This window comes from Streptomyces sp. NPDC086787, from assembly GCF_044745865.1.
Classification (GTDB): domain Bacteria; phylum Actinomycetota; class Actinomycetes; order Streptomycetales; family Streptomycetaceae; genus Streptomyces.
Window position 1 is genome coordinate 356,974 of record NZ_JBIVBC010000005.1, and the last position, 14,426, is coordinate 371,399.

Genomic DNA, 14,426 nt, shown 5'->3' on the forward strand with positions numbered 1-14,426 from the left:
GCGGGGGGCCGGGTCTCCCCTGCTCCGTTCGGAGCTTGGGGAAGGGGGTTTCATGGTTCGCATTCGTGTTCTGGTCGTAGACGATCACCGTATTTTCGCCGAGTCGCTCGCCGCGGCCCTCGCGGCCGAGCCCGACGTCGAGGTGTCCGCCGCCGGCAGCGGTCCGGCCGCACTGCGCTGCCTGGAGCGGGCGGCGGCCGAGGGCCGCCGTTTCGACGTCCTGCTCGTCGACGCCGATCTGGGCGGCCGGGTCCCCGGCGCACGCCCGGCCGTGTCGGTGCAGGAGGGCAACGAGGAGGGGCTCGTCGACGGCATCTCGCTGGTCGTGGGCGTCCGTTCGGCACAGCCCGGCGTACGGACCGTCGTGCTGGCCGGGAAGGACGATCCGCGCCGCGCCGCGCTGGCCCTCCAGGCCGGTGCCTCCGGCTGGGTCGCCAAGGACTGCTCGCTGTCGCGGCTGCTGAACGTCATCCGGGGCGTGCTGCGCGACGAGACCCACCTTCCGCCCGCCCTGCTCACCGGGGTGCTGCGCGAACTGACGGCGGCCCGCAAGCACCGCACGGAGAGCGAGCGGCTGGTGGAGTCGCTCACCCCGAGGGAGCGGGAGGTGCTGCGCTGCATGGTGGCGGGCCTCGGCCGCAAAGCCGTGGCAGAGCGCCTGTTCCTGTCCCCGCACACCGTCCGCACCCATATGCAGAACGTCCTCGGCAAACTGGGCGTCCACTCCACCCTCGCCGCGGTGGCGCTCGCGCGGCGGGCGGGCGTCGGACCGGCCGACCTGGCCGGGAGCCTAACCGGGGATGTTGTCGAACGGGGCGGTCAGCCCGCGTAGCAGGGCGGCCAGTTCGGCGCGCTGGGCGCGGGAGAGTTCCGCCAGGATCGCGCGCTCCTGCTCCAGCAGGCCCGCCAGGGCCTGGTCGGCGCGGTCACGGCCCTCGTCGCTCAGGCGCACCAGCACCCCGCGCCGGTCGCTGGGGTCGGGCAGCCGCTCCACCAGGCCCTTCTTGGCCAGACGGTCGATGCGGTTGGTCATCGTGCCGGAAGTGACCAGGGTCTGCGTCAGCAGCTGCCCCGGTGAGAGCTGATACGGCGTTCCCGCCCGCCTGAGCGCGGTCAGCACGTCGAACTCCCAGGGCTCCAGCTGATGCTCGGCGAAGGCCAGCCGACGCGCCCGGTCCAGGTGCCGGGCCAGCCTGCTCACCCGGCTGAGCACTTCGAGCGGTTCCACGTCGAGGTCCGGGCGCTCCCGGCGCCACGCAGCGACCAGCCGATCGACCTCGTCCTCCATGACGATCAGTGTAGTGGTTCTGTCGATGTGAAGTCTCTTGGCGTCGAGTCTCTCGATATCGAGTCTCTTGACATCGAGAGATATGTGGAGGGACAGTGGGACGCATGACCAAGCCCATGATCACGCCCTCCTGGGACCCCGCCCAGTACCTCCGCCACGCCGGTCACCGCGCCCGCCCCTTCATCGACCTCCTCAACCGCGTCCCGGACCCGCAGGACACCACCCGCCCGCGCATCGCCGACCTCGGCTGCGGCCCCGGCAACGTCACCACCCTGCTCGCCCGACGCTGGCCCACCGCGCACATCACCGGCTACGACAACTCGCCCGAGATGCTCGACAAGGCACACACCGACCACGCGGGCCCCACCCCCGGCGGAGGCCGCCTCGACTTCGCCGACGCCGACGCACGGACCTGGACGCCGGAAGAGCCGTACGACCTGATCATCAGCAACGCCACCCTCCAGTGGGTGCCCGGCCACGCCGACCGTTTCGCCGACTGGACCGGCGCCCTCGCCCCCGGCGGCACCCTCGCCTTCCAGGTGCCCGGCAACTTCGACTCGCCCAGCCACCGCCTCATGCGGGAGATCGCCCACTCCGCGCGCTGGAAGGACCGCCTCGGCGACACCCTGCGCCACGCCGACGCCATCCTCGCTCCCGCGGCCTACCTGGAGCGCCTCACCGCCCTCGGCCGCACCGCAGACGTCTGGGAGACCACCTACCTGCATCTGCTGGTGGGCGAGGACCCGGTCCTCGACTGGGTGAAGGGCACCGGCCTGCGGCCCGTCCTCACCGAGCTGGGCGAGGACGCCGACGACTTCCTCACCGAGTACCGCGCGGAGCTGCGCCGGGCCTACCCGCCCACCGCCCACGGCACCGTGTTCCCCTTCCGCCGCGTCTTCGCCGTCGCCACCAAGGAGGCCTGAGCCGTGCTCGCCGCCGTCGACCACGTCCAGCTCGCCGCCCCGCCCGGCACGGAGGATCTGCTGCGCGCCTACTACATCGACGTCCTGGGCATGACGGAGACACCCAAGCCGCCGGTACTGGCCGCGCGCGGAGGCTGCTGGTTCCGGGCCGGGGCCGTGCAACTGCACATCGGCGTCGAGAACGACTTCCGGCCCGCGAAGAAGGCCCATCCCGGGCTGCGGGTGACCGGCATCGAGGCGTACGCGGCCCGGATGGCCGCATGCGGAGCGCCGGTCACCTGGGACGACAACCTCCCGGGGCACCGGCGCTTCTACTCGCAGGACCCGGTGGGAAACCGGTTGGAGTTCCTGGAGCCGGAGGCCGCCGGCGCCTGAGGGCGTCCACCGTGTCCGCCCGGACCGCACGTCAGCTCTTGCGGTGCCCTATCAGCCGCGGCTTCGGCTCCAGACCGTCCAGGCCGTGCCACGCCAGGTTCACCAGATGGGCGGCGACCTCCGCCTTCTTCGGGCGGCGCACGTCGAGCCACCACTGGCCGGTCAGCGCGACCATGCCCACCAGGGCCTGCGCGTACAGCGGGGCCAGCTTCGGGTCGAAACCGCGGCTCTTGAACTCGCGGCCCAGGATGTCCTCCACCTGCCTGGCGATGTCCGAGATCAGCGAGGCGAAGGAACCCGTCGACTGCGGGATGGGGGAGTCGCGGACCAGGATGCGGAATCCGTCCGTGCTCTCCTCGATGTAGTCGAGCAGCGCGAACGCCGCCTGTTCGAGCAGTTCGCGGGGATGCCCTGCGGTGAGAGAGCCGGTCACCAGATCCAGCAGCCGCCTCATCTCGCGGTCCACCACCACCGCGTACAGCCCTTCCTTGCCGCCGAAGTGCTCGTACACCACCGGCTTGGACACCCCGGCCTTCGCCGCGATCTCCTCCACCGACGTGCCCTCGAACCCCTTCGCCGCGAACAGGGTGCGACCGATCTCCAGCAATTGCTGACGCCGCTCCGCCCCGGTCATTCGGGTACGGCGCGCACGCCGCGGCTTCTCGGTGCTGGGGATGCTGGAGTCGGTCGCCACGGCGTCAATCATGCCGCCTTCGCGGCACGCGCCCCTCTCCCGGAACCGTCTTCACCGGTGTTACGGCGCGAATCGATACGTGAGCGTGACGGCCAGCGCACGTCGTACGCCCAGCCGAGCTTCTCAAACCAGCGGATGATCCGCGCCGACGAGTCCAGCTGGCCCCGCTCCACCCCGTGCCGCGCCGAGGTCGGGTCGGCGTGGTGCAGGTTGTGCCAGGACTCGCCGCACGACAGGATCGCCAGCCACCACACGTTCCCCGAACGGTCGCGCGACTTGAACGGACGCTTGCCCACCGCATGGCAGATCGAGTTGATCGACCACGTCACATGGTGCAGCAGCGCCACCCGTACGAGTGAACCCCAGAAGAACGCGGTGAACGCGCCCCACCAGGACATCGTGACCAGACCGCCGATCAGCGGCGGCAGCAGCAGCGACACCAGCGTCCACCAGATGAACTGGCGGGAGATCGCCCTTATCGCCGGGTCGCCGACCAGATCCGGCGCGTACTTCTCCTGCGGCGTCCGCTCCTCGTCGAACATCCAGCCGATGTGCGCCCACCACAGGCCCTTGACCAGCGCCGGAACGGTCTCGCCGAACCGCCACGGGGAGTGCGGGTCGCCCTCCGCGTCGGAGAACTTGTGGTGCTTGCGATGGTCGGCCACCCAGCGCACCAGGGGCCCCTCGACCGCCAGCGACCCCATGACCGCCAGCGCGATCCGCAGCGGCCGCTTCGCCTTGAACGAACCGTGCGTGAAATAGCGGTGGAAACCGATCGTGACGCCGTGGCAGCCCAGGTAGTAGAAGAACACCATCAGGCCGAGGTCCAGCCAGCTCACGCCCCGGCCCCAGGCCAGCGGCACCGCCGCCAGCAGGGCGAGGAACGGCACGACGATGAACATCAGCAGCGTGATCTGCTCGATCGAGCCCTTCCGCTCCCCGCCGAGCGTGGCGGAGTGAGCCGATGGGCCGTTCGGGGCGTCGTCGATCACATCGGAACTCGTGGTCATGGGCGTCCCCTGTGGGGTCGAGGGTGCGAAGGAAAAAGCCGCAGAGACCGAACGGGACCGGACGGATTCCTGTGGGACTCTCTACGGTTCCGTAACCTACGGCGTCGTAAGTATGGCAGTGCGCCGCCCGGCGGCAAGAGCCCGTGGCCAGCGCGTCCGCATGGACACCTATCCTTGGACCGGTCGGACAGCGCGGTCCGCTCTGTGTTTCCTTCCCGGATGCCCGGCCCGTAAGCGGCACCCGTCGCGCCGCGGGCTCCCGGGTTCCCTCCCAGACGAGCTTCAACACTGCAAGGAGCCGCACCTGTGAGCAGTGCCGACGACCAGACCACCACGACCAGCAGCGAACTGCGCGCCGACATCCGGCGACTGGGTGACCTCCTCGGTGAGAGCCTCGTCCGCCAGGAGGGCCCCGAACTGCTCGAACTCGTGGAGAAGGTCCGCCGTCTCACCCGCGAGGACTCGAAAGCCGCCGCCGAACTGCTGCGCGGCACCGAACTGGAGACCGCCGCCAAGCTGGTCCGCGCCTTCTCCACCTACTTCCACCTCGCCAACGTCACCGAGCAGGTGCACCGCGGTCGCGAACTGCGCGCCCGCCGCGCCGCCGAGGGCAGCCTCCTCGCCCGCACCGCCGACCGCCTCAAGGACGCCGACCCCGAACACCTGCGGCAGACCGTCCGCAACCTCAACGTCCGCCCGGTCTTCACCGCACACCCCACCGAGGCCGCCCGCCGCTCCGTCCTCGGCAAGCTCCGGCGCATCGCCGCGCTCCTGGAGACCCCCGTCATCGAGGCCGACCGGCGCCGCCACGACACCCGCCTGGCCGAGAACATCGACCTCGTCTGGCAGACCGACGAGCTGCGCGTCGTACGCCCCGAGCCCGCCGACGAGGCCCGCAACGCCATCTACTACCTCGACGAGCTCCACGCGAACGCCGTCGGCGACGTCCTGGAGGACCTCACCGCCGAACTGGAGCGCGTCGGCGTCAAGCTCCCCGACGACACCCGCCCCCTCACCTTCGGCACCTGGATCGGCGGCGACCGCGACGGCAACCCCAACGTCACCCCTGCCGTGACCTGGGACGTCCTCATCCTCCAGCACGAACACGGCATCAACGACGCCATGGAGACGGTGGACGAGCTGCGCGCCCTGCTCTCCCAGTCCATCCGCTACACCGGCGCCACCGAGGAACTCCTCGACTCCCTCCGCACCGACCTCGAACACCTGCCCGAGATCAGTCCCCGCTACAAGCGGCTGAACGCCGAGGAGCCCTACAGGCTCAAGGCCACCTGCATCCGCGAGAAGCTCGCCAACACCAAGCAGCGCCTGGCCACCGACACCCCCCACCAGCCCGGCCGCGACTACCTCGGCACCAGCGAACTCATCGCCGACCTGCGCGTCATCCAGACCTCCCTGCGCGCCCACCGCGGCGGCCTCTTCGCCGACGGCCGGCTCGCCCGCACCATCCGCACCCTCGCCGCCTTCGGCCTCCAGCTCGCCACCATGGACGTACGCGAACACGCGGACGCCCACCACCACGCCCTCGGGCAGCTCTTCGACCGCCTCGGTGAGGAGTCCTGGCGCTACGCCGACATGCCCCGCGAGTACCGCACCAAGCTCCTCGCCAGGGAACTCCGCTCCCGCCGTCCCCTCGCCCCGACCCCGGCGCCCGTCGACGCGGCCGGCGAGAAGACCCTCGGCGTGTTCCTCACCGTCAAGCGGGCGCTCGAGGTCTTCGGACCCGAGGTCATCGAGTCCTACATCATCTCCATGTGCCAGGGCGCCGACGACGTCTTCGCCGCCGCCGTCCTCGCCCGCGAGGCAGGCCTCGTCGACCTGCACGCCGGCTGGGCCAGGATCGGCATCGTGCCCCTCCTGGAAACCACCGACGAGCTCAAGGCCGCCGACACCATCCTGGAGGACATGCTCTCCGACCCCTCCTACCGGCGCCTCGTCGCACTCCGCGGCGACGTCCAGGAGGTCATGCTCGGCTACTCCGACTCCTCCAAGTTCGGCGGCATCACCACCAGCCAGTGGGAGATCCACCGCGCCCAGCGCCGGCTCCGCGACGTCGCCCACCGCTACGGCGTCCGCCTGCGCCTCTTCCACGGCCGCGGCGGCACCGTCGGCCGAGGCGGCGGCCCCTCCCACGACGCCATCCTCGCCCAGCCCTGGGGCACCCTGGAGGGCGAGATCAAGGTGACCGAACAGGGCGAGGTCATCTCCGACAAGTACCTCATCCCGTCCCTCGCCCGAGAGAACCTGGAACTGACGGTCGCCGCCACCCTCCAGGCCTCCGCCCTGCACACCGCCCCCCGCCAGTCCGGCGAGGCCCTCGCCCGCTGGGACGCCGCCATGGACCTGGTGAGCGACTCCGCCCACGACGCCTACCGCCGGCTGGTCGAGGACCCCGACCTGCCCGCCTACTTCTTCGCCGCCACCCCCGTCGACCAGCTCGCCGACCTCCACCTCGGATCCCGGCCCTCCCGCCGCCCCGACTCCGGCGCCGGACTCGACGGACTGCGCGCCATCCCCTGGGTGTTCGGCTGGACCCAGTCCCGCCAGATCGTCCCCGGCTGGTACGGCGTCGGCTCCGGGCTCCGGGCGCTGCGCGAGGCCGGTCTCGACGGCGTGCTCGACGAGATGCACCAGCAGTGGCACTTCTTCCGCAACTTCGTGTCCAACGTCGAGATGACCCTCGCCAAGACCGACCTGCGGATCGCCCAGCACTACGTCGACACCCTCGTCCCCGACGACCTCAAGCACGTCTTCGACCGCATCAGGGCCGAACACGAGCTCACCGTCACCGAGGTCCTCCGGATCACCGGCGAACGCGAACTGCTCGAAGCCACCCCCGCCCTCCAGCAGACCTTCGCCATCCGCGACGCCTACCTCGACCCCATCTCCTACCTCCAGGTCGCCCTCCTCAAGCGCCAGCGCGACGCCGCCGCTGCAGACCAGGAACCCGACCCGCTGCTCTCCCGCGCCCTTCTCCTCACCGTCAACGGAGTCGCCGCGGGCCTGCGCAACACCGGCTGACCACCGGTACGACAGTGCCCCCGGGCTCGTACGAACCCGGGGGCACACCCATGTCTCAGCGCAGGGCCGGCAACGGTCTCACTGCAGGGCCAGGAACGCCGACGTCAGCAGTACGGCCCCGGACCCGCCCAGCAGCCACGCCGCCCGCACCAACCGGAGCCCGCCCGCCACCACCACCGACGCCAGCAGCAGCGCACCGCCCAACGGCACCCACGCGAACAGCACCCCGGCCGGACCCGACCGCACCGCCTCGCCGGAGTCCGACTTCAGGATCACGTCGTAGGTGCGGCCCTTGCGCACCGCCACCGAGTCGTCGATGACCACCCGCGCACGCGCCCTCGCCCCCGGCGACACCGGCCGGAACGGTCCCGAGCAGGTGTCTCCCGCACATCGGGTCACCATGACCGTGCCCCGCTCACGGCCCTTGGCCAGCATCACGTACTGCGCGGTCCCCCAGGAGTCGAACACCCCCGCGACCAGGATCAGCACGGCGACCGTACCCATCGCCGCGAGCCGCCCGAACCGCAACGCGGCGGCGGAGACCTGACGCGGGGAGACAGCAGTGGCGGGCATGGCCGGGATCATTGGCCATGCCTGTGCGTCCGGTCAACTCTCCTCCGGCACCCCGGACGGACAAGTCAGGAGTTGTACGAGCTTTGCGCCCGCTCCAGCCCCTCGATCACCAGACACTCCACCGCGTCCGCCGCCCGGTCCACGAAGTAGCCCAGCTCCTTGCGCTCCGCCGACGAGAAGTCCTTCAGCACGAAGTCCGCGACCTGCATACGCCCCGGAGGCCGGCCGATCCCGAACCGCACCCGGTGGTAGTCCGCCCCCATCGCCTTCGTCATCGACTTCAGACCGTTGTGCCCGTTGTCCCCGCCGCCCAGCTTCAGCCGCAGCGTCCCGTGATCGATGTCCAGCTCGTCATGGACCGCCACGATGTTCGCCAGCGGCACCTTGTAGAAGTCCCGCAGCGCGTTCACCGGGCCGCCCGACAGGTTCATGTACGACATCGGTTTCGCCAGGATCACCCGCCGGTTCGCCGGACCCGGCGGACCGATCCGCCCCTCCACCACCTGGGCCTGCGCCTTACCGGCACGCTTGAACTTCCCCCCGATCCGCTCGGCCAGCAGATCGGCCACCATGAAACCGACGTTGTGCCGGTTCATGGCGTAGTCGGGACCCGGGTTGCCCAGTCCTACGACCAGCCACGGGGCATTGGCAGGGGTGGTCACGTCCATGTCTCCTCAGTCTCCCCGAAGTCTCCGGAAGTCTCCCGGATGTCTCCCTGACACACGCGTCAGCCGCTGCCCCCTGCCGGGGTACAGCGGCTGACACACACGAACAGCGAGGATCAGGCCTCGGCGGCCTCTTCCTCACCCTCGGCCTCGCCCGCCGGGGCCTCCTCGGCCTGCGCGGCCAGCACCTGGAGGACCACCGCGTCCTCGTCGACGGCCAGCGTCACGCCGGACGGCAGGGCGATGTCCTTCGCGTGGATCGAGGCACCGGCCTCCAGACCCTCGACGGACACGGTCAGCGCCTCGGGGATGTGCGTGGCCTCGGCCTCGACCGGCAGCGCGTTCAGGACGTGCTCCAGCAGGTTGCCACCCGCGGCCAGCTCACCCTCGGCGTGCACCGGGATCTCGACCGTGACCTTCTCGCCACGCTTGACCAGCAGCAGGTCGACGTGCTCCAGGAAGCCCTTGATCGGGTCACGCTGCACGGACTTCGGGATCGCCAGCTCGTTGGACTTGCCGTCGATGTCCAGGGAGATCAGGACGTTCGGCGTACGCAGCGCGAGCAGCAGTTCGTGGCCCGGAAGGGTCAGGTGCAGCGGGTCGGTGCCGTGACCGTAGAGAACGACGGGCACCTTGCTGGCACGACGGATACGACGGGCCGCACCCTTGCCGAACTCGCTGCGCGTCTCGGCGGAAATCTTCACCTCGGACATGATCACTCCTCGTAGAACTAGGAACGGACGTGGTCACCCGGCCACGAACGGCCTGCTACGAAGAGCGCGTCGATAACGGACAGCCATACCCCGAGAAACGGGAACGGCCTCCCTCGCCGAGCAACTGGAGCAGTCTACTCGGCAGGGGAGGCCGCACAGAAATCGATCAAGCTCAGAGGCGTACGACGCTCACTGCTCGTCGAACAGGCTCGTCACCGAACCGTCCTCGAACACCTCACGCACCGCACTCGCGATCGTCGGCGCGATCGACAGCACCGTGATCTTGTCCAGGTCACGGTTCAGCTCACCCGGCGTCGGCAGCGTGTCCGTGAACACGAACTCACTCACCCGCGAGTTCTTCAGCCGGTCCGCCGCCGGACCGGACAGCACACCGTGCGTGGCCGTCACGATGACGTCCTCCGCACCGTGCGCGAACAGCGCGTCCGCCGCCGCACAGATCGTGCCACCGGTGTCGATCATGTCGTCCACCAGCACACACACCCGGCCCCGGACCTCGCCCACGACCTCGTGGACGGTCACCTGGTTCGCCACGTCCTTGTCGCGCCGCTTGTGCACGATCGCCAGCGGCGCGCCCAGCCGGTCGCACCAGCGGTCCGCCACCCGCACCCGGCCGGCGTCCGGCGACACCACGGTCAGCTTCTCCCGGTCCACCTTGCGGCCCACGTAGTCCGCGAGCAGCGGAAGCGCGAACAGATGATCCACCGGACCGTCGAAGAAACCCTGGATCTGGTCGGTGTGCAGATCCACCGTCAGGATCCGGTCGGCACCCGCGGTCTTCATCAGATCCGCGATCAGCCGCGCCGAGATCGGCTCACGGCCGCGGTGCTTCTTGTCCTGGCGGGCATAGCCGTAGAACGGCACGATCACCGTGATCGAACGAGCCGACGCGCGCTTCAGCGCGTCGATCATGATCAGCTGCTCCATGATCCACTTGTTGATCGGAGCCGTGTGGCTCTGGATCAGGAAACAGTCCGCACCACGTGCCGACTCCTGGTACCGCACATAGATCTCGCCATTGGCGAAGTCGAAGGCCTTGGTCGGGACAACCCCGACACCCAACTGCTGGGCGACCTCCTCGGCAAGCTCGGGGTGGGCGCGGCCGGAGAAGAACATCATCTTCTTCTCGCCGGTCGTCTTGATCCCGGTCACAGCACAGTCTCCTCAGAGGTATCTCAGCTGGTGGGGCGAGCGGGTGGGGCGATCCGCACCTATCACGGTACGCCGACTTTGACGCACACGTTTCCGGTCAGCCCTCGCCGCCGCCCTGCCCGGAGGCCGCCTCGGCCGCCTTCGCCGCGGCACTTCCCGGACGCTTCCGGGCCACCCAACCCTCGATATTCCGCTGCTGGCCACGGGCCACGGCCAGCGAACCGGGCGGCACATCCTTCGTGATCACGGACCCCGCGGCGGTGTAGGCGCCGTCCCCGATCGTGACCGGAGCCACAAACATATTGTCCGAACCGGTGCGGCAGTGCGACCCCACCGTGGTGTGGTGCTTGTCCTGCCCGTCGTAGTTCACGAACACACTCGCTGCACCGATGTTCGAGAACTCACCGATCGTCGCGTCACCCACGTACGACAGATGCGGGACCTTCGTCCCCTCGCCGAGCGACGCGTTCTTCGTCTCCACATACGTACCCACCTTGGACTTCCGCCCCAGGCGCGTACCCGGCCGCAGATACGCGAACGGACCCACCGACGCCTCCGGCCCCACCTGGGCCCGGTCGGCCACCGTGTTGACCACCCGCGCCCCCGCGCCCACCTGTGTGTCCGTGAGCCGGCAGTTCGGCCCGACCTCCGCACCCTCCGCCAGATGCGTCGCACCGAGCAACTGCGTACCCGGGTGCACCAGCGCGTCCTGCTCGAACGTCACCGTCACGTCGATCCACGTCGACGCCGGATCCACGACCGTCACGCCCGCGAGCATCGCGCTCTCCAACAGCCGCTCGTTCAGGGTCCGGCGCGCCTCGGCGAGCTGCACACGGTTGTTGATCCCCGCGATCTCACGGTGATCGCCGGCCACGGACGCCCCGACCCGGTGCCCCGCCTCACGCAGGATCCCGAGCACGTCGGTCAGATACTCCTCGCCCTGGCTGTTGTCTGTACGCACCTTGCCCAGCGCGTCGGCCAGCAGCCGCCCGTCGAACGCGAACACACCCGAGTTGATCTCCCGGATCGCCCGCTGGGTCTCGGAGGCGTCCTTGTGCTCGACGATCGCGGTCACCGCGCCGGAGTCGTCGCGCACGATACGGCCGTAGCCCGTCGCGTCCGGCACCTCGGCGGTCAGGACGGTGACGGCGTTGCCGTCCGCCCGGTGGGTCTCGGCGAGCGCCTGGAGCGTCCGGCCGCGCAGCAGCGGGGTGTCACCGCACACGACGACCACGGTCCCCTCGACGTTCCCGCCGAGCTCCTCCAGGCCCATGCGTACCGCGTGCCCGGTGCCGTTCTGCGTCTCCTGCACGGCCGTCCGCGCGTTCGGGTCCACGCTGCCCAGGTGCTCGCTCACCTTCTCGCGGGCGTGACCCACGACGACGACAAGCTGCTCGGGCTTCAACTCACGCGCGGCGGCGAGCACATGGCCCACCAGAGAACGGCCGCAGATCTCATGCAGGACCTTCGGTGTGGCCGACTTCATACGGGTGCCCTCACCCGCTGCGAGAACTACGACGGCTGCCGGGCGAATGGCGCTCACGGGGTTGCCCTTCGGCTTTGGACTGGGTGTGGGGGTGGACACCCGAAGGATACCGGGGCGCTTCCTGGGGGACATGAGAACGGGTCCCGACCTTGTTGGGTCAGGACCCGAACCCAGGCCTTGAGAGCTGTGGCTCCCCCGCAAGGATTCGAACCTTGTCCTGCTGGTACCAAAAACCAGTGTGCTGCCAGTTACACCACGGGGGACAGCGCTCCAGACCTTACCGGAGACGTGCCTGCGCCTGGGCCACGATTCCCTTCCACCAGCCCTCGATCCGGTTGTACAGGTGGGCGCTGCGGGACACGGCGATGACGAGGCAGCCGTGGTAGTCGTCGCCGGTGTTCTTGCGCACGGTCTTCGGGTTGTGCTTCTTCAACGTCGGTTTGGCGAAGACCGAGGCGTCGACGTCGGCGATCTCCGCCCAGTACCGGTGCGGGGCTTCGATGTCCGCGGATTCGTGAATGAGCACGCGGAAGCGCAGCCGCTCGCGGTCCACATCCAGGAGGCCGAGCCGCGCGAGGTAGGTCTGGATCACTCCCGGGTCGCTGTTCACGAAGACGGCTCGCTCCCGACGGTCTACGGCTTGCTCTTGGAGCCCTCGGCCCAGTACAGCGCGACGCCCGTCATGAACAGGTCGCGGTCCGTCATCCCGCCGATCTCGTGGATGGCCGCGGTCCTGGTCCTCCTGCGTTCCTCGTGCTCCGCCGCGCGGCGCCTCGCGAGCCCCGCGTTCATGAGCGCCCGTTGCTCCTCGGGTGTGTACCGGGGCTCGGGGCGCGGGAGATCGCTGACTCATAGTGTGACCGAGCTTCGGGAGCAGCCCAGTTCCGTCTCGATTCGGTCGTAGGTCCAGCCCTGCAGTCGTAGCTCGCGGGCCCGCTCCCGCAACCCCTCGAAGTCGGCGTACCTGCCAGGTGCATGTGCCATGCGCGTAACCGTCCGACCGGAATGTGAGGTTCCGGTGTCGAACGAGTGTGGTTCAGCAGTTCGAGGGATAACGGGGGGTTTCGCTGTTATTCGATTACGGGGTGTGGTGTAGGCCAGTAGGCGAAACTCACCGGAAAAGCGCCCGGGGGCGCCCGTAGGCTGGAGGCATGACCACGACGGGGGAAGAGCGCACCACGGCCCGGACCGGGCCGTGGTGGTGGGCGAGGTGGCGCAGCGCGGCGCTCGACGGGACCCTCGCGCTGGCGTCCGCGCTGGAGTGCGGGGCGGAGGGCGTGCCGTTCGCGAGGGACGCGGGGATCCCGGTGGCGGCGGGGGTCGTTTTCGGTGTGCTGGCGGGGTCGGTGCTGTTGCTGCGGCGCCGGTGGCCGATAGCCGTCGTGCTGGTGGCGATCGCGATCACTCCGGCGGAGATGGGTTTTCTGCTGGGTGTCGTGGGCCTGTACACGCTGGCCGCGGCGGAGCTGCCGCGGCGGGTCATCGTGGCGCTGGCGGGGATGTCCCTGCTGGGCACGATGATCGTGACGTTCGTGCGGGCGCGGCAGGACGTGGCGCGGGGGGATCTGACGCTCGGTGACTGGTTCGTGCCGTTCGCGGCGGTCACGACGTCGCTGGGGCTGACCGCGCCGCCGTTGTTGCTGGGGTTGTACGTGGGTGCCCGGCGTCGGCTGATGGAGAGCCTGCGGGAGCGGGCGGACAGTCTGGAGCGGGAGCTTCAGCTGCTCGCGGAGCGCGCGGAGGAGCGGGCGGAGTGGGCGCGGGGTGAGGAGCGGACGCGGATCGCCCGTGAGATGCACGACGTGGTGGCGCACCGGGTGAGTCTGATGGTGGTGCACGCGGCGGCGTTGCAGGCGGTGGCGCGGAAGGATCCGGAGAAGGCGGTGCGGAACGCGGCGCTGGTCGGGGACATGGGCCGGCAGGCGTTGACGGAGTTGCGGGAGATGCTGGGAGTGCTGCGGTCGACGGAGGGGCCGGCTCGGGGGCGTGAGGCGTCGGTGTCGTCGGCGATGGCGGTCGCGGTGGCGGCTTCGCGGGTGGTGGACGAGAGTGCGGCGGATCCGGCGGTGGAGGGGCCGGTCCTGTCGGAGCTGGACGAGCTGATCGGGCAGTCGGCGGCGACGGGGATGGTGGTGGAGCTGTCGGTGGAGGGGGACGCGCGGTCGTATGCGCGCGAGGTCGAGCAGACGGCGTACCGGGTCGTTCAGGAGGCGCTGACGAACGTGCACAAGCACGCGGCGGGCGCGAAGACACGTGTGCGGCTGGCGCACCGGGCGTCGGAGATCGCGATGCAGGTGGAGAACGGGCCGCCGCCGGAGCCGGGGTCCGCGTCGGCGGCCGGGTTGCCGTCGGGTGGCAATGGTCTGGTCGGGATGCGGGAGCGGGTCGTGGCGCTGGGCGGGGTGTTCGTGTCGGGGCCGACGGACGCGGGCGGTTTCCGGGTGTCGGCGGTGATTCCTGCGGTGTAGCGGCCCGTGGCCCAGCAGCGGC

At 70.0% G+C, this 14,426-nt stretch carries 13 protein-coding genes, 1 tRNA gene and 1 pseudogene; 5 read left to right on the plus strand and 10 right to left on the minus strand.

The window, feature by feature from the left end; genetic code table 11:
• The first annotated feature begins 52 nt into the window (after window positions 1-52).
• Window positions 53-832, plus strand: coding sequence for a LuxR C-terminal-related transcriptional regulator (locus ACIPK3_RS15920; RefSeq protein WP_402570009.1), 780 nt, complete (start codon window positions 53-55; stop codon window positions 830-832).
• Here the strand turns inward: ACIPK3_RS15920 and tamR are convergent.
• Entirely contained in the window at window positions 791-1,288 is a 498-nt protein-coding gene (gene tamR, locus ACIPK3_RS15925; protein WP_402570011.1) for a MarR family transcriptional regulator TamR, read from the minus strand. The genes ACIPK3_RS15920 and tamR overlap by 42 nt on opposite strands.
• Window positions 1,289-1,392: 104 nt before the next feature.
• On the opposite strand from tamR, the gene ACIPK3_RS15930 reads away from it, so the two are divergent.
• A complete protein-coding gene (locus ACIPK3_RS15930) occupies window positions 1,393-2,211 on the plus strand; it encodes a trans-aconitate 2-methyltransferase (protein ID WP_402570012.1) in 819 nt (272 codons plus the stop codon).
• Between the two features lie 3 nt (window positions 2,212-2,214).
• A complete protein-coding gene (locus tag ACIPK3_RS15935) occupies window positions 2,215-2,586 on the plus strand; it encodes a VOC family protein (RefSeq protein ID WP_402570014.1) in 372 nt (123 codons plus the stop codon).
• A gap of 31 nt (window positions 2,587-2,617) precedes the next feature.
• Here ACIPK3_RS15935 and ACIPK3_RS15940 read toward each other — a convergent pair whose 3' ends face one another.
• Complete coding sequence (locus ACIPK3_RS15940) at window positions 2,618-3,292, minus strand: TetR family transcriptional regulator (RefSeq protein WP_402570016.1); 675 nt, start codon at window positions 3,290-3,292, stop codon at window positions 2,618-2,620.
• Window positions 3,289-4,290, minus strand: a complete 1,002-nt coding sequence (locus ACIPK3_RS15945) for an acyl-CoA desaturase (protein WP_402570018.1) — start codon at window positions 4,288-4,290, stop codon at window positions 3,289-3,291. Before ACIPK3_RS15945 ends, ACIPK3_RS15940 begins: the two co-directional genes overlap by 4 nt.
• Before the next feature lie 306 nt (window positions 4,291-4,596).
• Here ACIPK3_RS15945 and ppc point away from each other — a divergent pair, with 306 nt between their 5' ends.
• Window positions 4,597-7,329: a phosphoenolpyruvate carboxylase gene (ppc, locus tag ACIPK3_RS15950; RefSeq protein ID WP_402570020.1), complete on the plus strand. Its 2,733-nt coding sequence runs from the start codon at window positions 4,597-4,599 to the stop codon at window positions 7,327-7,329.
• A gap of 78 nt (window positions 7,330-7,407) precedes the next feature.
• On the opposite strand, the gene ACIPK3_RS15955 is transcribed toward ppc, so the two are convergent.
• From ACIPK3_RS15955 to ACIPK3_RS15985, 7 genes and pseudogenes are all read right to left on the minus strand, one after another.
• On the minus strand, window positions 7,408-7,914 hold the full coding sequence (locus tag ACIPK3_RS15955; RefSeq protein WP_402570022.1) for a hypothetical protein: 507 nt from the start codon (window positions 7,912-7,914) through the stop codon (window positions 7,408-7,410).
• A gap of 53 nt (window positions 7,915-7,967) precedes the next feature.
• Window positions 7,968-8,570, minus strand: a complete 603-nt coding sequence (gene pth, locus ACIPK3_RS15960; RefSeq protein ID WP_402570023.1) for an aminoacyl-tRNA hydrolase — start codon at window positions 8,568-8,570, stop codon at window positions 7,968-7,970.
• Window positions 8,571-8,683: 113 nt separating this feature from the next.
• Window positions 8,684-9,280 (minus strand): 50S ribosomal protein L25/general stress protein Ctc, encoded by a 597-nt coding sequence (locus ACIPK3_RS15965; RefSeq protein ID WP_402570025.1) that lies wholly within the window; start codon window positions 9,278-9,280, stop codon window positions 8,684-8,686.
• 189 nt (window positions 9,281-9,469) lie between these two features.
• Window positions 9,470-10,450: a ribose-phosphate diphosphokinase gene (locus ACIPK3_RS15970; protein WP_402570027.1), complete on the minus strand. Its 981-nt coding sequence runs from the start codon at window positions 10,448-10,450 to the stop codon at window positions 9,470-9,472.
• A gap of 97 nt (window positions 10,451-10,547) precedes the next feature.
• Entirely contained in the window at window positions 10,548-11,993 is a 1,446-nt protein-coding gene (gene glmU, locus ACIPK3_RS15975; protein WP_402570029.1) for a bifunctional UDP-N-acetylglucosamine diphosphorylase/glucosamine-1-phosphate N-acetyltransferase GlmU, read from the minus strand.
• 130 nt (window positions 11,994-12,123) lie between these two features.
• Window positions 12,124-12,199 (minus strand) — tRNA-Gln (locus tag ACIPK3_RS15980).
• A gap of 14 nt (window positions 12,200-12,213) precedes the next feature.
• Window positions 12,214-12,920: pseudogene (locus tag ACIPK3_RS15985) on the minus strand (hypothetical protein).
• A 167-nt stretch (window positions 12,921-13,087) separates the two neighbouring features.
• Between ACIPK3_RS15985 and ACIPK3_RS15990 the strand changes: the two are divergent.
• Window positions 13,088-14,404 (plus strand): sensor histidine kinase, encoded by a 1,317-nt coding sequence (locus ACIPK3_RS15990; RefSeq protein WP_402570031.1) that lies wholly within the window; start codon window positions 13,088-13,090, stop codon window positions 14,402-14,404.
• Window positions 14,405-14,426: the final 22 nt, after the last annotated feature.